At 59.5% G+C, this 22,669-nt stretch carries 20 protein-coding genes; 10 read left to right on the top strand and 10 right to left on the bottom strand.

The features are described from left to right. Window positions 1-6: 6 nt before the first annotated feature. The 3 genes from AD669_RS06345 (at window position 7) to AD669_RS06335 (ending at window position 3,083) form a co-directional block, all read left to right on the top strand. Entirely contained in the window at window positions 7-1,173 is a 1,167-nt protein-coding gene (locus AD669_RS06345; protein ID WP_053117897.1) for an MFS transporter, read from the top strand. Window positions 1,174-1,203: 30 nt separating this feature from the next. Further along, window positions 1,204-2,253 (top strand): alkene reductase, encoded by a 1,050-nt coding sequence (locus tag AD669_RS06340; protein WP_053117895.1) that lies wholly within the window; start codon window positions 1,204-1,206, stop codon window positions 2,251-2,253. A 161-nt stretch (window positions 2,254-2,414) separates the two neighbouring features. Continuing rightward, window positions 2,415-3,083 (top strand): hypothetical protein, encoded by a 669-nt coding sequence (locus tag AD669_RS06335; protein WP_053117893.1) that lies wholly within the window; start codon window positions 2,415-2,417, stop codon window positions 3,081-3,083. Between the two features lie 254 nt (window positions 3,084-3,337). On the opposite strand, the gene emhR is transcribed toward AD669_RS06335, so the two are convergent. After that, window positions 3,338-3,970 carry an efflux system transcriptional repressor EmhR gene (emhR, locus tag AD669_RS06330; RefSeq protein WP_053117891.1) on the bottom strand — a complete coding sequence of 211 codons (633 nt, stop codon included), beginning with the start codon at window positions 3,968-3,970 and terminating at the stop codon, window positions 3,338-3,340. Window positions 3,971-4,236: 266 nt separating this feature from the next. Here emhR and AD669_RS06325 point away from each other — a divergent pair, with 266 nt between their 5' ends. The 7 genes from AD669_RS06325 (at window position 4,237) to AD669_RS06295 (ending at window position 14,242) form a co-directional block, all read left to right on the top strand. Continuing rightward, a complete protein-coding gene (locus tag AD669_RS06325) occupies window positions 4,237-5,394 on the top strand; it encodes an efflux RND transporter periplasmic adaptor subunit (RefSeq protein ID WP_053117889.1) in 1,158 nt (385 codons plus the stop codon). Between the two features lie 3 nt (window positions 5,395-5,397). Next, window positions 5,398-8,550: an efflux RND transporter permease subunit EmhB gene (gene emhB, locus AD669_RS06320; protein ID WP_053117886.1), complete on the top strand. Its 3,153-nt coding sequence runs from the start codon at window positions 5,398-5,400 to the stop codon at window positions 8,548-8,550. After that, complete coding sequence (gene emhC / locus AD669_RS06315) at window positions 8,547-10,007, top strand: efflux RND transporter outer membrane subunit EmhC (protein ID WP_053117884.1); 1,461 nt, start codon at window positions 8,547-8,549, stop codon at window positions 10,005-10,007. The genes emhB and emhC overlap by 4 nt, the downstream gene beginning before the upstream one ends. Window positions 10,008-10,380: 373 nt before the next feature. Beyond that, entirely contained in the window at window positions 10,381-11,640 is a 1,260-nt protein-coding gene (locus tag AD669_RS06310; protein ID WP_053117882.1) for an OprD family porin, read from the top strand. 188 nt (window positions 11,641-11,828) lie between these two features. Further along, window positions 11,829-13,019, top strand: coding sequence for an FAD/NAD(P)-binding oxidoreductase (locus AD669_RS06305; RefSeq protein ID WP_053117880.1), 1,191 nt, complete (start codon window positions 11,829-11,831; stop codon window positions 13,017-13,019). A 26-nt stretch (window positions 13,020-13,045) separates the two neighbouring features. Further along, on the top strand, window positions 13,046-13,402 hold the full coding sequence (locus tag AD669_RS06300) for a DUF1641 domain-containing protein (protein ID WP_053117877.1): 357 nt from the start codon (window positions 13,046-13,048) through the stop codon (window positions 13,400-13,402). A gap of 21 nt (window positions 13,403-13,423) precedes the next feature. Further along, a complete protein-coding gene (locus tag AD669_RS06295; protein ID WP_053117876.1) occupies window positions 13,424-14,242 on the top strand; it encodes a methyltransferase domain-containing protein in 819 nt (272 codons plus the stop codon). A gap of 95 nt (window positions 14,243-14,337) precedes the next feature. Here the strand turns inward: AD669_RS06295 and pcaC are convergent, their stop codons facing one another. From pcaC to AD669_RS06250, 9 genes are all read right to left on the bottom strand, one after another. After that, window positions 14,338-14,730, bottom strand: coding sequence for a 4-carboxymuconolactone decarboxylase (pcaC, locus tag AD669_RS06290; RefSeq protein ID WP_011332825.1), 393 nt, complete (start codon window positions 14,728-14,730; stop codon window positions 14,338-14,340). 10 nt (window positions 14,731-14,740) lie between these two features. After that, window positions 14,741-15,532, bottom strand: coding sequence for a 3-oxoadipate enol-lactonase (gene pcaD, locus AD669_RS06285; protein ID WP_053117874.1), 792 nt, complete (start codon window positions 15,530-15,532; stop codon window positions 14,741-14,743). 12 nt (window positions 15,533-15,544) lie between these two features. Beyond that, a complete protein-coding gene (locus AD669_RS06280; protein ID WP_053117873.1) occupies window positions 15,545-16,909 on the bottom strand; it encodes a 3-carboxy-cis,cis-muconate cycloisomerase in 1,365 nt (454 codons plus the stop codon). A gap of 45 nt (window positions 16,910-16,954) precedes the next feature. After that, on the bottom strand, window positions 16,955-18,250 hold the full coding sequence (locus AD669_RS06275) for an MFS family transporter (protein ID WP_053117871.1): 1,296 nt from the start codon (window positions 18,248-18,250) through the stop codon (window positions 16,955-16,957). A gap of 265 nt (window positions 18,251-18,515) precedes the next feature. Further along, window positions 18,516-19,082: a protocatechuate 3,4-dioxygenase subunit alpha gene (pcaG, locus tag AD669_RS06270; protein ID WP_053117869.1), complete on the bottom strand. Its 567-nt coding sequence runs from the start codon at window positions 19,080-19,082 to the stop codon at window positions 18,516-18,518. 1 nt (window position 19,083) lies between these two features. Beyond that, complete coding sequence (gene pcaH / locus AD669_RS06265) at window positions 19,084-19,788, bottom strand: protocatechuate 3,4-dioxygenase subunit beta (RefSeq protein ID WP_053117867.1); 705 nt, start codon at window positions 19,786-19,788, stop codon at window positions 19,084-19,086. A gap of 36 nt (window positions 19,789-19,824) precedes the next feature. Next, complete coding sequence (gene pcaF / locus AD669_RS06260) at window positions 19,825-21,030, bottom strand: 3-oxoadipyl-CoA thiolase (RefSeq protein WP_172680077.1); 1,206 nt, start codon at window positions 21,028-21,030, stop codon at window positions 19,825-19,827. Beyond that, entirely contained in the window at window positions 21,027-21,806 is a 780-nt protein-coding gene (locus AD669_RS06255; RefSeq protein WP_016982817.1) for a CoA-transferase subunit beta, read from the bottom strand. Before AD669_RS06255 ends, pcaF begins: the two co-directional genes overlap by 4 nt. After that, entirely contained in the window at window positions 21,806-22,663 is an 858-nt protein-coding gene (locus tag AD669_RS06250; RefSeq protein WP_053117863.1) for a CoA transferase subunit A, read from the bottom strand. The genes AD669_RS06255 and AD669_RS06250 overlap by 1 nt, the downstream gene beginning before the upstream one ends. Window positions 22,664-22,669 lie beyond the last annotated feature (6 nt).

The raw sequence follows: 22,669 nt of genomic DNA, 5'->3' as shown, positions 1-22,669 counted from the left end.
ACCCGCATGCCCCTCTCGCTACTCATCCTCGCCTTGAGCGCCTTCGCCATCGGCACAACCGAGTTCGTCATCATGGGCCTGCTGCCCGATGTGGCGGCCGACCTCGGTGTGTCGATCCCCGGCGCCGGCTGGCTGGTGACTGGTTACGCCTTGGGCGTAGCCATCGGTGCGCCGTTCATGGCACTGGCCACCGCCAAACTGCCGCGCAAGGCGGCACTGGTCGCGTTGATGGGCATCTTTATTGTCGGCAACCTGCTCTGCGCCATCGCCAGTGACTACAACGTGTTGATGTTCGCTCGTGTAGTCACGGCCCTCTGCCACGGCGCTTTCTTCGGTATCGGTTCGGTCGTTGCCGCCAATCTGGTGCCGGCCAACAAACGTGCTTCCGCCGTCGCATTGATGTTCACCGGTCTGACCCTGGCCAACGTGCTTGGCGTTCCACTGGGCACTGCGCTGGGTCAGCAATACGGCTGGCGCTCGACTTTCTGGGCGGTGACCGTGATTGGCGTGATCGCGCTGATCGGCCTGATCCGCTTCCTGCCGGCCAAGCGTGATGAAGAAAAACTCGACATGCGCGCCGAACTCGCCGCCCTCAAAGGTGCCGGAATCTGGCTGTCGCTGAGCATGACCGCGCTGTTCGCCGCGTCCGTCTTCACCGTGTTCACTTATGTGGCTCCGCTGCTTGGCGAAGTCACCGGCGTCTCGCCGCGTGGCGTGACCTGGACGCTGATGTTGATCGGCCTCGGTCTGACTGTCGGCAACATCATCGGCGGCAAACTCGCCGATAAAGGCATGGCCGCCACGTTGATCGGCGTGTTCATCGCCATGGCGGTGATCTCCACCGTGCTGACCTGGACCAGCGTCGCACTGATCCCGTCTGAAATTACCCTTTTCCTCTGGGCTGTCGCCTGCTTCGCCGCCGTGCCGGCCCTGCAAGTCAACGTGGTGACCTTCGGCAAAGCCGCACCGAACCTGGTGTCGACCCTGAACATCGGCGCCTTCAACGTCGGCAACGCCCTCGGCGCCTGGGTCGGCGGCAGCGTCATCGCCCACGGTTACGGCCTGACCAGCGTGCCGCTCGCCGGCGGTGCCCTCGCGTTACTGGCGCTGTTGGTGACCCTGATTACTTTCCGTCAGAACGGCAATGCCGATCTGGCCCCCGCGACTCACTGATTAACTTTCACTTTTACGAGGGTTGTAGACATGGCAACTATTTTTGATCCCATCAAACTCGGCGACGTCGAACTGGCCAACCGCATCATCATGGCCCCGCTGACCCGCTGCCGCGCCGATGAAGGCCGCGTACCGAACGCGCTGATGGCTGAATACTACGTACAGCGCGCTTCTGCTGGCTTGATCCTCAGCGAAGCCACTTCGGTAACGCCAATGGGCGTGGGCTATCCGGATACCCCGGGCATCTGGTCCAACGACCAAGTGCGCGGCTGGTCCAATGTGACCAAAGCCATTCACGGCGCTGGCGGCAAGATCTTCCTGCAACTGTGGCACGTCGGCCGCGTCTCCCATCCGTCGTACCTCAACGGTGAAGCGCCGGTTGCCCCGAGCGCCATCCAGCCAAAAGGTCACGTCAGCCTGGTTCGTCCAATGGCCGACTACCCGACTCCGCGCGCACTGGAAACCGCTGAAATCGCCGACATCGTCGACGCCTACCGCACCGGTGCCGAGAACGCCAAAGCCGCCGGGTTTGACGGCGTGGAAATCCACGGCGCCAACGGTTACCTGCTCGACCAGTTCCTGCAAAGCAGCACCAACCAGCGCACCGATAACTACGGCGGCTCCCTGGAAAACCGTGCGCGCCTGTTGCTGGAAGTGACTGACGCTGCGATCGAAGTCTGGGGCGCTGGCCGCGTCGGAGTGCACCTGGCACCACGCGCCGACTCCCATGACATGGGCGACGACAACCTGGCCGAAACCTTCACCTACGTCGCGCGTGAGCTGGGCAAGCGCGGTATCGCGTTTATCTGCTCCCGTGAGAAAGAAGGCGCCGACAGTCTCGGCCCGCAACTGAAAGAAGCTTTCGGTGGCCCGTACATCGCCAACGAACGCTTCACCAAGGACAGCGCCAACGCGTGGCTGGCGAGTGGCAAGGCTGACGCTGTGGCGTTTGGCGTGCCGTTTATTGCCAACCCGGATCTGCCGGCGCGTTTGCAGGCTGATGCGCCGTTGAATGAAGCGCGTCCGGAGTTGTTCTACGCTAAGGGGCCGGTCGGTTACATCGACTATCCGACGCTGTAAGTAATATCGTCAAAGCCCAAAAGCCCCGACTCGAAAGAGCCGGGGCTTTTTTATTGACTTAACGTCTTACATTACGAAATCAACCATTACACAGCTAACAGGAAAGTTTGAAAAATGCCTGATATTTTCCATCTCTCAAATCAATCAAAGGTGTTTGCATCATGGAAAACAACAGCCCGACAGAGACTTCGGAACAATCAACACTGGACAAAATAAACTCTTCTGAAGAATTAACCCAAAGCATCAGCCACTTTTTCCAGTCTCTTTCCTCATCTTCAAGCTTTGAAGAATTATCCAACAATCTATCAGCCATCTTCGAGACCGATCAGAAAGTAAAAAACCGTTTCAATGAGCTCGTTGAAGAAACCCAACAGCAGGAGCTGGAAGACTGGGATGCAGTGAGCCGAATCAAATCCCACACCAGTGTCATCGTGTACATCTATAACGGTGCCTACCGCACATTCAAGCTCACCGGCTCCAGCTGGGACACCAGCGAACATGATCTGGAAGATTACACGATCGGACCCTTCCAATACTCTTCGTTCATACTTCGCAGTGAAATACCTAAACGCATAGGCGGCAAATCGACGCGTTCGACAAAAGTAGATCATGATTTTACTTTTGCAAGCGAAGATGAAACTTTTGAGTTCTCGACATCTTTAAAAATTACTAAGCCGTACGACCCCTTTAGCTTCAATCCACAGGAAGTACCTGATCGACGTCACAGCGCTGTCGTGCTAAATACCAGTCCAATCAAAGTAACATCCAGGATATCGCGACAGCAATCCGAAAAACCTTACAGCTACAGTGTGATCATCAGCATCAGTTAAAGCGGCCATAGTGTTTCAGTTCAGTCCGGCCAAATGCCGCTTTCCAGAAATCCGGCCCGAAAATCACCCGACCAGGTAAAGCGCACCCGTGATTAACGTGATCGAAACAAATTCCCTACAAAATACGTAGCCCGCTGGCTGTCATCGGAAAGCCTATACGTATATAAAAGCAGCCTGTTTTGCTCCGCGCGGGTGAAAAACGGCGTTTTCGCCCGCGCCAATTGACATAAGCTGTGCCAATTACGCATTTTGTTTCATTTGCGCAGGCTAGGGCTCAGGCGCAGCATATCCAACCCTGTATCGACCCAACGCTCGGCCTCGGCATGCAGCTCAAAGCTGTCCGGTGCCAGAAGCCATCCGTACAGGAGGCCATCAATATAGGCATGAATGCTGATGGCCGCGCGGGCAGTGTCGAGATCTTCCGGCAACTGGCCGCGATTCACCGCATTACGCAGGGTCAGCCCGATGCGATCGTTGCATTCGAGGCTGGCCGTCCGGCGCTGCTGGCGCAAATCGCACATTTCATCGGTGAATTCGCACTTATGAAACAGAATTTCGTTGATACGCCGGGTTTTCGGGTCCAGTGCAATTTGATGAAACAAATGAATCAACAGCTTGCGCATGCAGCCCAGGGGGTCGAGTTCGTCCTCGCTCTCGCTGGCCTTAGCCAGCTCATCCAGCGTTTCGTGCAGGGTGTCGAGCATGGCCTGAAGCAGGTCGGCTTTATTGCTGAAATGCCAATAAATAGCGCCACGCGTGACGCCGGCAAGGGTCGCGATGTCCGCCAGCGTCGTACGAGCGACGCCCCTTTCATAAAAGGCTTTCTCCGCCGCTTCCAGAATCTGGCTGCGGGTTTCCTGAGCTTCCTCTTTGGTACGACGGACCATGGCAGTAAAACCTCAAACAGGATGTTTCAGGGATGGCTGAATATCCGCTGAATAAAGAGGGGGTGATCTCTCGCGGATCGGCTCCCCGGCCTACAATTTCTTACCTTGCGACGACTTTTGTAACAGGGTGGGTACGACGCCAAGGTGTTTACAAACAACCATGAACGTAAGTATATTCCTTAGCAAGCTACTTATCCACCCGGTACCCTTTTTTTACCCTTCCACACTTCTTGTGCGCTTTTTGCGCGCCTGACCCGAGGATTTTCATGCAATTCAAGCCAGCTGTTACCGCTCTGGTCACTGCCGTCGCCCTGGCATCGCTGCTCAGCGGATGTAAAAAGGAAGAAGCGGCACCGGCCGCTCCGCCCCCTCAGGTCGGCGTCGTTACCCTGCAACCACAAGCCTTTACCCTCACTTCGGAACTGCCGGGCCGCACCAGCGCGTTCCGCGTTGCGGAAGTTCGACCACAGGTCAACGGCATCATTCTCAAGCGTCTGTTCAAGGAAGGTGGCGACGTCAAAGCCGGCCAGCAGCTGTATCAGATCGATCCAGCCGTGTATGAAGCGACCCTGAAAAGCGCCGAAGCCAACCTGCGTTCGACCAAGTCGATCTCCGATCGCTACAAGCAACTGGTCGATGAACAAGCCGTCAGCCGTCAGGAATACGACACCGCCGTGTCCAACCGCATGGAATCGGAAGCGTCGCTGCAGAGCGCGCAGATCAACGTGCGTTACACCAAGGTGTACGCGCCGATCTCCGGCCGTATCGGTCGCTCTTCGGTCACCGAAGGTGCGCTGGTCAACAATGGCCAGACCGATGCCATGGCAACGATCCAGCAGCTGGATCCGATTTACGTCGACGTGACCCAGTCTTCGGTTGAATTGCTGGAACTGCGCCGCGAGCTGGAAAGCGGTCGCCTGCAAAAATCCGGCGAGAACTCGGCAGCGGTCAAACTGACCCTGGAAGACGGCAGCCAGTACAAGCTCGACGGTAAGCTGGAATTCTCCGAAGTGTCGGTCGACCCGACTACCGGTTCCGTGACCCTGCGCGCCGTGTTCCCGAACCCGGATCACACCCTGCTGCCGGGCATGTTCGTCCGTGCTCAATTGCAGGCCGGTGTTAACGCTGCAGCGATTCTGGCACCGCAACAAGGCGTGACCCGCGACCTCAAAGGCACCCCGACCGCACTGGTCGTTGGCGCCGACAACAAGGTCGAGCTGCGTCAGCTCAAGGCCAGCCGCACCGTCGGCAGCCAGTGGCTGATCGAAGACGGCCTGAAAGCCGGCGATCGTCTGATCACCGAAGGCCTGCAATACGTTCGTCCGGGCGTGCAAGTGAACCCGACCGAAGCCACCAACGTAGCGAAAAAGAACCCGGCCCCCGCTCAGCCTGCTGACAAAGCCGCTGGCGGCAAAGGGGAGTAACTCATGTCAAAATTCTTCATCGACCGTCCGATTTTCGCTTGGGTAATTGCCCTGGTGATCATGCTGGTCGGGGCACTTTCGATCCTGAAATTGCCGATCAACCAGTACCCGAGCATTGCGCCACCGGCCATTGCGATCTCCGTGACCTACCCGGGCGCTTCGGCGCAAACCGTGCAGGACACCGTGGTTCAGGTCATCGAGCAGCAGCTCAACGGTATCGACAACCTGCGTTATGTGTCGTCGGAAAGTAACTCCGACGGCAGCATGACCATCACCGCGACCTTCGAGCAAGGCACCAACTCCGACACCGCGCAGGTTCAGGTTCAGAACAAGCTGAACCTGGCCACCCCGCTGTTGCCGCAGGAAGTGCAGCAACAAGGTATCCGTGTGACCAAGGCAGTGAAAAACTTCCTTCTGGTGATCGGCGTGGTATCGCGTGACGGCAGCATGACCAAGGACGACTTGTCCAACTACATCGTGTCGAACATGCAGGATCCGATCTCGCGTACCGCCGGTGTCGGTGACTTCCAGGTCTTCGGTGCCCAGTACGCGATGCGCATCTGGCTCGACCCGGCCAAGTTGAACAAATTCAACCTGACCCCGGCCGACGTCAGCTCCGCGATCTCGGCGCAGAACGTCCAGGTCTCCTCCGGTCAGCTCGGCGGTTTGCCGGCGCTGCCTGGCCAGCAACTGAACGCCACGATCATCGGCAAGACCCGTCTGCAGACTGCCGAGCAGTTCAAGGCGATTCTGCTGAAGGTCAATCAGGACGGTTCGCAAGTTCGTGTCGGTGACGTCGCCGATGTCGGTCTGGGTGGCGAAAACTCGACCATTTCGGCTCAGTTCAACGGCAAGCCGTCGTCCGGTCTGGCGGTGAAACTGGCCAACGGCGCCAACGCCCTCGACACCGCCAAAGCCCTGCGCAAGACGATTGACGAGCTCAAGCCGTTCTTCCCGGAAGGCATGGAAGTGGTGTTCCCGTACGACACCACCCCGGTGGTGACCGAATCGATCAAGGGTGTGGTTGAAACCCTGGTCGAGGCGATCGTGCTGGTGTTCCTGGTGATGTTCCTGTTCCTGCAAAACTTCCGCGCCACCGTCATCACCACGATGACTGTACCGGTGGTATTGCTCGGTACATTCGGCATCCTCGCGGCGTTCGGTTTCAGCATCAACACCCTGACCATGTTCGGTATGGTGTTGGCCATCGGCTTGCTGGTGGACGATGCCATCGTTGTGGTGGAAAACGTCGAGCGGGTGATGAGCGAAGAAGGCTTGTCACCGAAGGAAGCGACCAAAAAGTCCATGGGCCAGATCCAGGGCGCACTGGTCGGTATTGCGCTGGTGCTGTCGGCGGTACTGCTGCCGATGGCGTTCTTCAGCGGCTCCACCGGTGTGATCTACAAGCAGTTCTCGATCACCATCGTCTCGGCCATGGCCCTGTCGGTATTGGTTGCGCTGATCTTCACCCCGGCGCTCTGCGCCACCATGCTCAAGGCGATTCCGAAAGGCGAGCACGGCACACCGAAAAAAGGCTTCTTCGGCTGGTTCAACCGTAACTTCGACCGTGGCGTTCGCAGCTACGAGCGCGGCGTTGGCAACATGCTGTCGCGCAAAGCCCCGTACCTGCTGGCGTACCTGCTGATCGTGGTTGGCATGATCTGGCTGTTCACCCGCATTCCGACCGCGTTCCTGCCGGAAGAAGACCAGGGCGTACTGTTCGCCCAGGTGCAGACCCCGGCCGGTTCCAGTGCTGAACGTACCCAAGTCGTCATCGACGAAATGCGTTCTTACCTGCTGGAGAAAGAGTCCGGTGCGGTGGCCTCGGTGTTCACCGTGAACGGCTTCAACTTCGCCGGTCGTGGGCAGAGCTCGGGTCTGGCGTTCATCATGCTCAAACCGTGGGACGAGCGTGACGCCAGCAACAGCGTGTTTGCCCTCGCCCAGCGTGCGCAACAGCACTTCTTCACCTTTCGCGACGCGATGGTGTTTGCTTTCGCCCCGCCAGCGGTACTGGAACTGGGTAACGCCACCGGTTTCGACGTGTTCCTGCAAGACCGTGCCGGTATCGGTCACGACAAGTTGATGGAAGCGCGTAATCAGTTCCTCGGTCTGGCCGCGCAGAGCAAGGTGCTCTACCAGGTACGTCCGAACGGCCTGAACGACGAGCCGCAATACCACCTGGAAATTGATGACGAGAAAGCGCGCGCCCTGGGTGTGAGCATTTCCGACATCAACAGCACCCTGTCGATTTCCTTCGGTAGTAGCTACGTCAACGACTTCATCGACCGTGGTCGGGTGAAGAAGGTGTACGTGCAAGGTCAGGCCGGTGCTCGCATGAGCCCCGAAGACATGAAGAAATGGTACGTGCGCAACAGCGCCGGAACCATGGTGCCGTTCTCCGCATTCGCCAAGGGCGAGTGGATCTATGGTTCGCCGAAACTGGCGCGTTACAACGGTGTAGAAGCGATGGAGATCCTCGGTTCTCCGGCGCCGGGTTACTCCACCGGTGATGCGATGGCCGAAGTCGAAGCGATCGCCAAGAAGCTGCCGGCGGGTGTCGGTATCTCCTGGACCGGTCTGTCGTATGAAGAACGTCTGTCCGGTTCGCAAGCGCCAGCGCTGTACGCCCTGTCGCTGCTGATGGTGTTCCTGTGTCTGGCGGCGCTGTACGAGAGCTGGTCGATTCCGATCGCCGTTATGCTCGTGGTGCCGCTGGGGATCATCGGTGCGCTGCTGGCCACCAGCCTGCGCGGTCTGTCCAACGACGTGTACTTCCAGGTGGGTCTGTTGACGACCATTGGTCTGGCGGCTAAAAACGCCATTCTGATCGTCGAGTTTGCCAAGGAACTGCATGAACAAGGGCGTAGCCTGCGTGATGCGGCGATCGAAGCCTGCCGCATGCGTCTGCGACCGATCATCATGACGTCGCTGGCCTTCGTCCTCGGTGTTGTACCGTTGGCGATCTCCACCGGTGCCGGTTCGGGCAGCCAACACGCGATCGGTACCGGCGTAATTGGCGGTATGCTCACAGCCACGATCCTGGCGGTCTTCTGGGTTCCACTGTTCTTCGTTACGGTTTCGTCCATCGGCCAGCGTAAAATCGCCGATCCAGATGACGAAGCTAAAGAAACTCCTAAAGAGGCTGGCCAATGAGCAAGTCGCTACTCTCCATCGCAGTCGCCGCCTTCGTGCTGAGCGGTTGCTCGCTGATACCTGATTATCAGCAGCCTGAGGCTCCGGTCGCAGGTCAGTACCCGCAAGGGCCGGCGTACTCGCCGGCCCAGGCACCGGCGCAAGCCGCTGCCGAGCAGGGCTGGAAGCAGTTTTTCCACGACCCTGCCCTGCAACAGCTGATCCAGGTGTCGCTGGAAAACAACCGTGACCTGCGTGTCGCGGCACTGAACATCGACGCTTACGCGGCTCAATACCGCATTCAGCGTGCTGACTTGTACCCGGCGATTTCGGCCAATGGCTCCGGCAGCCGTCAACGTCTTCCGGAACGCGCTTCGCAGACCGGCGAGTCGATGATCAGCAGCTCGTACTCGGCCACCGTTGGCATCAGCGCCTACGAACTCGACCTGTTCGGTCGCGTTCGCAGTCTGAGCGAACAAGCGCTGCAACAATACTTCGCCACGGAAGAAGCGCGCCGCAGCACCCAGATCAGTCTGGTCGCCAGCGTCGCCAATGCTTACCTGACCTGGCAAGCGGACAAGGAACTGCTCAAGCTGACCCAGGACACCCTCGGTGCCTTTGAAGAAAGCTACAAGCTGACCAGCCGCAGCAACGAAGTCGGTGTCGCTTCGGCACTGGATCTGGCGCAGTCGCGTACCTCGGTGGAAAACGCCCGTGCACAACTGGCGCGCTACACCCGCCAAGTCGCTCAGGACGAAAACAGCCTGACCCTGCTGCTCGGCACCGGTATCCCGGCCAACCTGCAAGCGGCCAAACCGCTGTCGGATGATCTGCTCAGCGACGTACCGCCGGGTCTGCCATCGGATCTGCTGCAACGTCGTCCGGACATTCTGCAAGCCGAGCACAACCTGAAAGCGGCCAACGCCAACATCGGCGCGGCCCGTGCAGCGTTCTTCCCGAGCATCAGCCTGACCGCCAACGCGGGCACCCTGAGCCCGGATCTGTCCGGTCTGTTCAAGGGTGGTTCGGGGACGTGGCTGTTCTCGCCGCAGATCAACCTGCCGATCTTCAACGCCGGCAGCCTGCGCGCCAGCCTCGACTACGCCAAGATCCAGAAGGACATTGGCGTGGCGAACTACGAGAAGTCGATTCAAACCGCCTTCCAGGAAGTCGCCGACGGCCTGGCCGCCCGCCAGACCTACACCGAGCAGCTGCAAGCGCAGCGTGACTTCGTTCAGGCCAACCAGGATTACTACCGCCTGGCCGAGCGTCGTTACCGCATCGGTGTCGACAGCAACCTGACCTTCCTCGATGCCCAGCGTCAGCTGTTCAGCGCGCAACAAGCGCTGATCACCGACCGCCTCGCGCAGCTGACCAGTGCGGTCAACCTGTACAAGGCTTTGGGTGGCGGCTGGAATTCGCAAACCGCGAAGAACGAGCCGGTGAAAGAAGAAGCGCCGAAGATGAGATTGTTCTGATCATCTGCTGAACACAAGAAGCCCACCGATTGGTGGGCTTTTTGTTGGCTGAAAATCAAAAGATCGCAGCCTTCGGCAGCTCCTACATTTGAAATGCGATCCCCTGTAGGAGCTGCCGAAGGCTGCGATCATTTGATCTTCAATGCTGTTCGATAATCGCCCAAAACCCGCTTTTACCAATTGAATCAAAACATCCGCCCCCCGCACCATTCGAGCCACAAAACCAATAATAACAGGTTCGCCACATGCTCCCACGCCCTGCTCCGTCCGGCTGATCGCCGCCGCTCCGCCCCCTGAATCCATCGCATTTCTGCGCCACAAAAACGGCCGCAGCGCATTCCGTTTGCCTCAAAAAAACAAGAGAGACCCAGCTATGACCACCTCCCCTGCGCCCTACGCATTTCCCGGCCTCATGGCCCTGGCCCTGGCGGGTGCCGCCCTCCCCGTCGCGGCTGAAGAAGCGGGGTTTATTGAAGGGGCCAAGGTCAACCTCAACCTGCGCAACTTCTACATCAACCGCAACTTCACCAACCCGACCAAGGCGCAGGGCAAGGCTGAAGAGTGGACGCAGAACTTCATCCTCGACGCCAAATCCGGCTTCACCCAAGGCACCGTCGGGTTCGGCATGGACGTGCTGGGTTTGTATTCGTTGAAACTCGATGGCGGCAAAGGCACGGGCGGCACGCAGTTGTTGCCACTGGATCACGACGGTCGCCCGACGGATAACTTCGGCCGCACCAACGTCGCGTTCAAGGCCAAATTTTCCCAGACCGAAGTGAAGGTCGGCGAATGGATGCCAGTGCTGCCGATCCTGCGTTCGGACGACGGTCGCTCGCTGCCGCAAACCTTTCGTGGCGGCCAGATTACGTCGAAAGAAATCGACGGGCTGACCCTCTACGGCGGCCAGTTCCGCGCCAACAGCCCGCGCGACGACAGCAGCATGAGCGACATGTCGATGACCGGCAAAGCGGCGTTCACCTCGGATCGATTCAACTTTCAGGGCGGCGAATATGTGTTCAACGACAAGCGCACCCAGATCGGCTTATGGAACGCTGAACTCAAGGACATCTACAGCCAGCAATACGTCAACCTGACCCACAGCCAACCGCTTGGCGACTGGACGCTGGGCGCCAACCTCGGTTTCTTCTACGGCAAGGACGACGGCAGCGCGCGCGCCGGCGATCTCGACAACAAGACCTGGTCGGGGATGTTCTCGGCCCGATACGGCGGCAACACCTTCTACGTCGGCCTGCAAAAACTCACCGGCGACAGCGCATGGATGCGCGTCAACGGCACCAGCGGCGGCACGCTGGCCAACGACAGTTACAACGCCAGTTATGACAACGCGCAGGAACGCTCGTGGCAGCTGCGCCACGACTACAACTTCGCCGCGTTGGGCGTGCCCGGCCTGACCCTGATGAACCGCTACATCAGCGGCGACAATGTACACACCGGCACCATCACCGACGGCAAGGAATGGGGCCGCGAATCGGAACTGGGCTACACCGTGCAGAGCGGCACGCTCAAAGATCTCAACGTCAGATGGCGCAACTCGACCATGCGCCGGGATTTCAGCAATAACGAATTCGACGAGAATCGTTTGATTGTCAGTTACCCGATCAGCCTTTTGTGATCAGCGAACGGTCACTTCAATAGCGTGGCTCGTTAAGGCACTCCGTCGGTCGTATCGACTGGCGGATTGTACGAACACAGATAAAGTCAGTAAGTGGTTACTCTCTCCAGTCCGAAGTAGGAGCCCTTTTTCTCTTCCGTTATCTCCGGATGCTGTACGCGAAGCTGCCATGACCTCGGAGGTCAGGTATGAATAAGCGAATAGTTATCGTCGGTGGCGGTGTAGGCGGAACCATGCTGGCCAATCAACTGGCCGGCAAGCTGTATCCGGAAATCCTTCGCGGCGACGTCTCGATCACCCTGCTATCCAATTCCCCCGATCACTTCTACAAACCGGCGTTCATGTACGTAGCGTTTAATCAGTTCTTCAATGAAGAGCTCAAACGCCCGGAACGTTCACTGTTACGCCCGGAAATCCACTTTAACGTTGAAGAAGTCACCCACTTCGATTTTCCTGGCCAGTACCTGAAAACCCGTAGCGCAAAACGCTATGACTATGATTTTCTGGTCATCGCCACTGGCTGCGTGCCTGCACCTGAACGCATTGAGGGATTGCAAGAGGCTGGCGATCACTTCTATCAATACCAACCCGCCCGTCAACTGGCACAAAGGCTGAGCACCATCGAAAAAGGCCGGATTTTCATTACGGTATCTTTCCCGCAAACACCCAACGTCCCTCACCAGTGCGGCATTGCTCCGGTAGAAACGACATTGATGCTTGATGATTTCCTGCGTCGCCGAGGTGTCCGTGACAAGGTAGAAATCATTTACACCTACCCTACCGTCGCCCAACTCTTGCGTAATTGCCTGTTTCTGCAACGGCCCACGGGCGAAATCCTGCCGGACATTTTTGAACAGAAAGGTATCCACTTTCAGCGCGGCTTCACTCTGAGCAAGGTCGACCCCGACGCAAAAGTCGCCTATTCAGCCGAAGGTGATGCACAACCATTCGACATCCTGATGGCTACCCCGCCGATCTGTGCAGTTAAAGCGGTTCGGGAGTCCGGCGCCTCACAAGCGCCGAATGATGAGGGCTGGCTGCCGACCCATCATGAAACGCTGCAGGTTTATGGCCTGCAAAATGTCTATGTGATCGGCGACACCGTAGATCTTCCAGTGAGCAAGGCGGGTGGTGCATGCCATAACCAGGCACCCGTCATCGCCAACAACATCACCGCCGAAATTCGCTTGGGAGCCCCCAACAGCGTTTATGACGGTCGGGTTCAGGCAGTGGCGCAAATGGGGCTGAATGCCGGGATGCCTCTTTGGTACGACTATTCCCACGATGTACAGCCGACACCGCCCACCAAACTTGGCGGTCTGCTCAGAAACGGTTTCAATCGCGGCCTGTACTGGGCCGTGGCCCGAGGCATGCTTTGACCCTGCACAGGGAGGAGTGATGACAGATGAATATGCCTGAAGAAATCTCGGCCACGCCTGGGTTCACCGCCCTCATGGCCAAACTGCAACCGTTGGTTGACGGTGGAAGACTGGAAAACCTCGTGGACTTGCTTTCATTGCTTTCCGATCTGATCGACGTGACGGATGCGGCGATGGTGGAAAAGCTCGCGCAGGCGTTCGAATCCGCCACGGCAACCACTTGGGCAGCCAGTAACACTTTGCGCCAGGCCAAAGCTGAAGCTGCGGCACTGCCCGAATCGCTGAGCGTCTTTGCCTTGCTCAAACTGTTGAACGATACGGATACGCGCAAAGGTGTGGCAGTTGTCCTGAAAACCCTCAACATCATCGGAAGACAACTGTAATTCGCCAGAGAGGATCACCTCATGAGCGTCAAACTTGAAACGGCAGGGGAAGCCACCACCCGATGGAACGCCAAGGCGTACCAGCAGTTTTCCCGCCTCAGGCAACGCCCGGTCAATGAATTGCTCGACCGTGTCGACCTGCACCACCCCAAACGTATGGTTGACCTCGGTTGCGGCACCGGCATCGCCACCCGCTTGTTGGCCGAGCGCTGGCCGCAGGCGCATTTGCTGGGGATCGACAGTTCAGCGCAGATGCTCGACGAGGCACGCGCCCTGCCGATCAACGCCTCATGGCAACAGTGCGACCTGCTCGACTGGCAGCCCGAACAACCGGCGGATCTGCTGTTTGCCGCCGCCGTGCTGCACTTTATTGATGGTCATGAAACGCTGCTGCCGCGCCTGCTCGGCCAGCTCAACGCCGGCGGCTGCCTGGCCGCGCATATGCCGGACTGGCGCGATGCGTTGTGGTATCGGCTGATGCTGGAAACCCTCGAAGACGGCGGTGTCGGCGGCACGCCATTGGGCACACCGGAACTGCGCCAGCGTATGGCGGCGCGGCCGTTGTTGGCGCTGGAGGATTACTACCGTTTGCTGGCGCCGCTGACCACGTCGCTGGATATCTGGGAGACCGAGCAGTTGCAGGTGGTCGACGGCAAATCGCCGGTGTATGACTGGGTGAAAGTGTCGGCGCTGCGGCCGGTGATGCAGGCGCTGGATTCAGCGGAGCAGGCGCGGTTTATTTATCACTATCTGATGCGGGTGCACGCGCAGTATCCGCAGGAGGCGGATGGGCATACGTTGTTTGCGTTCAAGCGGATATTTATTGTTGCCAAGGTTTGAAGAGCGAAAGATCGCAGCCTTCGGCAGCTCCTACAGGGGAACGCATTCCAAATGTAGGAGCTGCCGAAGGCTGCGATCTTTTTCGGTTTCAACCGTCACTCGCGGGATTCGGTACCCAACTCATCCCACACCGATTCCGCCAAATGAAACGTCGCATTCGCCGCCGGAATCCCGCAGTAAATCGCGCTCTGCATGATTACTTCCTTGATCTCGCCGCGGCTCACGCCATTATTTGCCGCCGCGCGCAAATGCAGTTTCAGTTCGCCTTCGCGGTTCATGCCGATCAGCATGGCGATGGTAATCAAACTGCGCGTGTGCCGAGGCAAGCCCGGACGTGTCCAGATATCGCCCCAGGCATGCCGGGTGATCATCTCCTGGAACTCCGAGTTGAACTCGGTCAGTGTGGTCAGGCTGCGATCGACATGTGCATCACCAAGTACCGCGCGGCGCACTTGCATGCCGTCGTCGTAACGTTGTTTCTCGTCCACAAAAACTTCCTCACTTAGCCTGCAAAAACGCCAATACGCGATCACTGAAATCAGCACCGGCCTGCACGTTCGAAAGATGCGCCGCATAGAACTCGGCGTACTCGGCACCGCGTACGTGCTCCTGAATGAAGTGCCCACCGGACGGCGGCGTCACTGCATCTTCGGTGCCGGCAATCACCAGCAACGGCACGTTGATCGACGCCAGTTGCTCGCGGAAATCGGCATCACGCACTGCCGCGCAGTTGGCCGCGTAACCCTCAGGCGAGGTGGCCGCGAGCATGTCGGTAATTTGCTTGGCTGCGGCTGGATGTGCAGCGGAAAAATCCGGGGTAAACCAGCGAGCAATGGATGCATCGCGCAGAGCAACCATCGCTGCCGCGCCGTCACGCAGCACGGTTTCGATACGCGGATTCCACACCGATGGATCACCGATTTTGGCTGCCGTGTTGCAGACGATCAGTTTGTGCAGACGATGCCCGGCATTGATCCCCAGCCATTGCCCGATCAGCCCGCCCATCGACAGTCCGCAGAAATGCGCGCGATCAATGTGCAACGCATCCAGCAAACCGAGTACGTCGTCACCGAGTTGCTCGATGCTGTACGGCCCCGGCGTAACCAGTGATTTGCCGTGACCACGGGTGTCGAAACGCAGCACGCGGAAATGCTCGGTGAACACCGGCATCTGCGCGTCCCACATGTGCAGATCAGTGCCCAACGAGTTGGACAGCACCAGCACCGGCGCATCGACCGGGCCGTCTATTTGATAGTGCAGTTCGCCATCGGCGAGTTGAACGAAAGCCACAGCCTTCTCCTTTCAGACAGACAATGCGTTGTGTTCGGCCACCGCACGCTCGACCCAGGTTTTCGCCTGGCCGAGGTAATGGGCGGGGTTCAAAAGATGATCGAGTTCAGCACTGCTCAATTCGGCGGTGACTTGCGGTTCGTCACCGAGTACGGCGCGCAAATGACGCTGCTCGGCCACCGCGCGTTTGCAGCATTGTTCGAGCAGATGATGCGCGGTGTCGCGGCCAACCCGTTGCGCGAGGACGATGCTCACCGCTTCGGCCAGCACCAGCCCTTGGGTCAGTTCGAGGTTGCGCGCCATGCGCTTAGCGTCGACTTCCAGACCCTCAGCGAGCAATTTAGCCTGTTGCAGCGAACCGGAAACCAGGCAGCAGATTTCCGGCAAGGTTTCCCATTCGGCATGCCACAAACCGAGGCTGCGTTCGTGCTCCTGCGGCATCGCGCTGAACAGCGTCGAGACCAGACCCGGCACACGCGTCGCCGCACCGATCAGCACCGCTGCACCGACCGGATTGCGTTTGTGCGGCATGGTCGACGAACCGCCCTTGCCCGGCGCTGATGGCTCGAAAACCTCAGCGGCTTCGGTCTGCATCAACAGGCTGATGTCGCGGCCGAATTTGCCGAGGCTGCCGGCGATCAAACCGAGCACCGCGCCGAACTCCACCACGCGATCACGCTGGGTATGCCACGGTTGTTCCGGCAAGGTCAGTTGCAGTTCTTCGGCCAGCGCCTCGGCAATCGGCATCGCCTGCTCACCCAACGCCGCGAGCGTCCCCGAGGCGCCGCCAAATTGCAGCACCAGCAGACGCGGTTTGAGTTCGCGCAGACGCTGACGGCTGCGAGTCACGGCGCCCAGCCATCCGGCGATTTTCATGCCGAGGGTAACCGGCGTCGCATGTTGCAGCCACGTGCGTCCGGCCAGCGGCGTCGCAGCATGACGTTGCGCCTGACTGGCGAGCGAATCGGCCAATTGCGCCAGATCACTTTCAATCAATTCCAGCGCCTGACGCAATTGCAGTACCAGCCCGGAATCCATCACGTCCTGACTGGTCGCGCCCAAATGCACATAACGCTCGGCTTCTGCATCGGTCGCGGCAATCTGTTTGCCCAACGCCTTGACCAGCGGAATCGCCGAATTACCCGCCGTGGCAATCGCCTCGCCCAGTGCCGCGAAGTCATACAGACCGGCGCTGCACGCCGCCGCAATCGGCGCCACCGCAGAAGCAGGAATCAAGCCGACCCGCGCCTCGGCCCGGGCCAGCGCCGCTTCGAAGTCGAGCATCGCCTGCACGCGGCCCTGATCGCAGAACACCTCACGCATATCGCGGGCAGTGAAGTAGGCATCGAACAATTGATTGCCCGGTCGCTGAGTCATAAAAATCCTTGCCGGCGCGGGCCATCACGGCCCGCGCGCATCGGGTTAGAGATCGTGGTGCAAATACGCCGCTTGTTTAGGCAAGCGCAGACTGAACAGGAACGCGATCGCCATCATCGCCGTCACGTACCAGTAGAAGGAGTTTTCCATGCCGATGTTCTTCAGGCTCAGCGCGACGAATTCCGCCGAACCACCGAAGATCGCATTCGCCACCGCGTACGCCAGACCAACGCCGAGGGCGCGGACTTCCGGGGGGAACATTTCGGCTTTCACCAGGCCGCTGATCGAGGTGTAGAAACTAACGATCGCCAGCGCAACGGTGATCAATACAAACGCCAGAAACGGACTGCTGACGCTTTTCAGGCTCAACAGAATCGGCACGGTGAACAGCGTGCCGAGCGCGCCGAACCAGAGCATCGAGTTACGTCGACCGATCTTGTCGGCGAGCATGCCGAACAGCGGCTGCATGCACATATACAAGAACAGCGCGCCGGTCATGATGTAGCTGGCGGTCTTGGCGTGCATGCCGGCGGTGTTCACCAGATATTTCTGCATGTACGTGGTGAAGGTGTAGAAAATCAGCGAGCCACCGGCGGTGTAACCGAGCACGGTGATGAACGCGGCTTTGTGATCGCGGAACAGCGCGCGGATGCTGCCGGCGTCTTTGTGTTCGCGGGTTTCCTTGTTGGTGGTTTCTTTCAGCGAGCGACGCAGGAACAGCGAAATCACCGCCGCAATTGCACCCACAACAAACGGAATCCGCCAGCCGTAAGCACGCAGATCTTCTTCGGTGAGGAACTGTTGCAGGATCACCACCAGCGACACCGCCAGCAGTTGCCCGCCGATCAAGGTCACGTACTGGAACGAGGCGAAAAATCCGCGCTGGCCCTTGAGCGCAACTTCGCTCATGTAGGTCGCGGTGGCGCCGTATTCACCGCCGACCGACAGGCCTTGCAGCAGACGCGCGAACAGCAACAGGATCGGCGCCCAGACGCCAATGCTGTTGTAGGTCGGCAGGCAAGCGATCAGCAGCGAGCCAAAGCACATCATCAGAATCGAGATGAGCATGGATTTCTTGCGGCCGTGTTTGTCAGCGATCCGACCGAAAATCCAGCCACCGATCGGACGCATCAGGAAGCCGGCAGCGAACACGCCAGCCGTGTTGACCAGTTGCACCGTCGGGTTATCGGAGGGGAAAAACGCCGGAGCGAAATAGATCGCGCAAAAGGCGTAGACGTAGAAGTCGAACCATTCGACAAGGTTGCCGGACGAGGCGCCGACAATGGCAAAGATGCGCTTGCTGCGCTCTTCACCGGTGTAATGGGAGGTGGTGGTTGTCATTGTTTTTCACTCGATAGGGACAGTGAGAGTCTAGACATACTTTGCAACAGTCCCGTTCCACAGTTCCATATGCAACACAGTTTTCACCTGTGGGAGCGGGCTTGCTCGCGAAAGCGGTGTGTCAGGTGATACATCTGTCGACTGACACTCCGCCTTCGCGAGCAAGCCCGCTCCCACAGGGGGGGGGTGGTGATCTATTGATCGTTCCCACGCAGAGCGTGGGAACGATCATGTAGGAGCTGCCGCAGGCTGCAATCTTTTGATCTTAATAATCGAAGAACACGGTCTCGGCATCAGTGCCCTGCAAAATCACATTCCACTGATAAACACCCGATTCATCCTTCTTCGCCAGCAAGGTCGCGCGGCGTTCAGCCGGCACACATTCGAGCAACGGATCATCAACGTTGGCCGGCTCGCCTTCAAAGTAGATCCGCGTCAGCAAGTGCTTCACCAAGCCACGGGCAAACACCAACACCACCAAATGCGGCGCCTGGGTCGAGCCCTTCAGCCCTTCAACCGTGCCCGGTTTGATCGTGGTAAAGCGAAAGCGCCCTTCAGCATCCACCGGCACGCGGCCAAAGCCTTCGAAGTTCGGATCGAGCGCTTTGTCCTGCTCATCTTCCGGGTGGTCGTACTTGCCGGCAGCATTCGCCTGCCAGACTTCGAGCATGGCGTCGTTGACGACATCGCCGTTGCCATCCACCACTTGCCCGGTGATCGCCACGCGCTCGCCGAGGGTTTGTTCGACGGTGAGGTCTTCGCGGTTCAGCCAGGTCAGGCCGATGTGGTAATACGGCCCGACGGTGTGGGACGTGGTCGCAGTCAGCGTCATCTTATTTCTCCATCGGCGTGGCTTCACGCCCGCGCAGCACGATGTCCCAGCGATAACCGAGGGCGTAGGACGGAATGGTTTTTTCCAGATCGAAACTGGCGATCAGGCGTTCCTTGGCCGAAGTGTCCGGCACGCAGTTGTAGATCGGGTCGTAGGCCAGCAGCGGGTCACCCGGGAAATACATTTGCGTAACCAGGCGCGTAAGAATGCTCGGCCCGAACAGCGAAAAGTGAATGTGCGCCGGACGCCAGGCGTTGTGGTGGTTGCCCCACGGATAGGCGCCAGGCTTGATGGTCTGGAACTGATACCAGCCGTCGGCGTCGGTCACGGTGCGGCCGGTGCCGGTGAAGTTCGGATCCAGCGGCGCATCATGCACGTCGCGCTTGTGGTTATAGCGGCCAGCGGCGTTGGCCTGCCAGATTTCCACGAGAATCCCCGGCACCGGCAGACCGTTTTCGTCGAGCACGCGGCCGTGAATGATGATGCGTTCGCCCTGTGGCTCGCCTGCATGCTGGGCGGTCAGATCGTTATCGGTGTCGCCTACACGTTCGGCGCCGATGGTCGGCCCGGTGATTTCCGACAGCGAATGCGGCAGAAACACCAACGGCTTCGACGGCGAGCGCAGGTTGGTGGATTGATAGGTCGGGTGCAGGTACTCAGGCTGAGTGCCTTCCTGCGGACGACGGTAACCAGGCTTGTCAGACATGTCGCTTTCCTCTGTTCTTTTTCGTCACGGCTTGCGTCAGACGCGTTCGATGGCCAGGGCCAGACCTTGGCCGACACCGACGCACATGGTCGCCAGACCTTTCTTGCCACCGGTCTTTTCCAGTTGATGCAGCGCGGTCAACACCAATCGCGCACCGCTCATGCCCAACGGGTGACCAAGGGCAATCGCCCCGCCGTTCGGGTTGACCTGCGCGGCGTCATCCGCCAGACCCAATTCACGCAGCACCGCCAAGCCTTGGCTGGCAAACGCTTCGTTGAGTTCGATCACGTCGAAATCACTGGCCGCTACGCCGAGGCGCTCGATCAATTTGCGCACCGCTGGCACCGGGCCGATGCCCATTACGCGCGGCGCCACGCCGGCGCTGGCCATGCCGAGCACTTTGGCGCGGGCGGTCAGGCCATGTTTTTTCACCGCTTCGGCAGAAGCCAGAATCAGCGCCGCGGCACCGTCGTTGACCCCGGAGGCATTGCCGGCGGTAACGGTTTTGTCCGGGCCATTGACCGGCTTCAATTTTGTCAGCGCTTCAATCGTGGTGTCGGCGCGCGGATGTTCATCCTGGCTGACCACGGTTTCACCCTTCTTGTGGGCAATCCGCACTTCGACGATTTCTTCAGCGAAAAATCCTGCAGCCTGCGCGGCGGCGGTGCGTTGCTGACTGCGCAGGGCGAAAGCGTCCTGATCGGCGCGCGAGACTTTATAGTCGTCGGCGACGTTGTCAGCGGTCTGCGGCATCGCGTCGACGCCGTATTGCGCCTTCATCAGCGGGTTGATGAAACGCCAGCCGATGGTGGTGTCTTCCAGTTTCATGTTGCGCGAAAACGCCGCGTCAGCCTTGCCCATCACGAACGGTGCGCGGGACATCGACTCGACGCCGCCGGCAATCGCCAGCTCCATCTCGCCGCTGGCGATGGCGCGGAATGCCGTGCCGATCGCGTCCATGCCCGAAGCGCACAGACGATTGAGGGTCACGCCCGGCACGGTTTCCGGCAGGCCCGCCAACAGCAGCGCCATGCGTGCCACATTGCGGTTGTCTTCGCCGGCCTGGTTGGCGCAGCCGAGGAAGACTTCGTCGATGGCGCTCCAGTCCACCGAGGGATTGCGCTCCATCAGGGCCTTGATCGGCACGGCGGCCAGGTCATCAGCGCGAACGGCGGACAGTCCGCCGCCGAAACGGCCGATCGGCGTGCGAATCGCGTCGCAGATATAAACGTCACGCATCATGCTTCTCCCGGTGCCTGACCGTGGGCGGCGGCGGTGCGCGCTTCGAGATCGCGCAGCGCGGTCAGTTCGACGTCAGTCGGCTCCGCGGTGGTCTCAACGCTGTCGGCAAAACGAATCGCCCAACCGGTGGCCGCGACCACTTGCTCGCGGGTCACGCCCGGGTGCAGTGCGGTGACCACGAATTCGTGGGTGCCCTCTTCCGGCTCCATGATGCACAGGTCGGTGATGATCCCGACCGGCCCGGCGCCCGGCAGGCCCAGACGTTTGCGCGAATCGCCGCCCTCGCCGTGACCGACCGAGGTGATGAAATCGAGCTTGTCGACAAACGAACGCGCCGACTGTTTAAGGATGATCAACACGCTTTTTGCCGAACCGGCAATTTCCGGCGCGCCACCGGCACCCGGCAGGCGCACTTTCGGCGAGAAGTAATCGCCGACCACGGTGGTGTTGATGTTGCCGAAACGGTCGACCTGCGCGGCGCCGAGAAAACCGACGTCGATGCGTCCGCCCTGCAACCAATAGCGAAAAATCTCACCGGTCGGGACGACGGTGTCAGCGGTTTCCGCCAGTTCGCCGTCACCGATGGACAGCGGCAGCACGCTCGGCTTGGCACCAATCGGGCCCGATTCGTAGATCAGCACCACGTCCGGCGACGAAGTCAGGCGCGCGAGGTTGGCAGCTTTCGACGGCAGACCGATGCCGACGAAGCACACCGAGCCGTTCTTCAAGCGACGGGCCGCAGCGACGGTCATCATTTCATTGGTGGTGTAAGTCATTACTTGGCCTCCGAAGCAGCGGCCAACTTGGCCTGGAACTCGCTGAAGTCAGCGCAGCCATGGATGTATTCGTTGATCCACGCGGTAAACGTCTCACGGTCGCGGGCGATCGGATCCCACGCCTGATAGAAACGATTGTCGCGCTCGTTGTAACCGTGGGCGTAGGACGGATGTGCACCGCCGGGTACATGGCAGACTGCGCTCAAGGCCCAAGTCGGCAACACGCAGGAGTTCATCGGTGCGTTGAGGTTGTCGACGATTTCTTCGACGGTGACGATGCAGCGCTTGGCGGCCAGTGCGGCTTCTTTCTGCACGCCGAGAATGCCCCACAGCAGCACGTTGCCTTGGCGGTCGGCTTTCTGTGCGTGGATCACGGTCACGTCCGGGCGCACCGACGGCACGGCCGCCAACACTTCACCGGTGAACGGGCAGGTGACGGTTTTGATCAGCGGATTGACCTTCGGCAGGTCGGAACCGGCGTAGGCGCGCAGTACCGCGAACGGTAGGCCGGAAGCGCCGGCGACGTAGGCATTCGCCAGGTCGGCGTGGCTGTGCTCTTCGATCTCCAGCGGCTGCGGCCATTGCTTCTCGACCGCATCGCGCAGACGGTGCAGCGAACCCACGCCAGGGTTGCCGCCCCAGGAGAAAATCAGTTTGCGTGCGCAACCGGCGCCGATCAGTTGGTCGTAGATCAGGTCAGGCGTCATCCGCACCAGCGTCAGATCTTTCTTGCCCTGACGAATGATTTCATGACCTGCGGCCGTAGGGATCAAGTGAGTGAAGCCTTCGAGTGCGACGGTGTCGCCGTCGTTGACGAATTGCTTCACCGCGTCGTGCAGCGAAAGGATCTCAGCCATGGAGCG

It is taken from the genome of Pseudomonas sp. P1.31 (assembly GCF_001269815.1).
Taxonomy (GTDB): domain Bacteria; phylum Pseudomonadota; class Gammaproteobacteria; order Pseudomonadales; family Pseudomonadaceae; genus Aquipseudomonas; species Aquipseudomonas rustica.
This window is presented reverse-complemented; position numbering and strand designations above follow the sequence as displayed.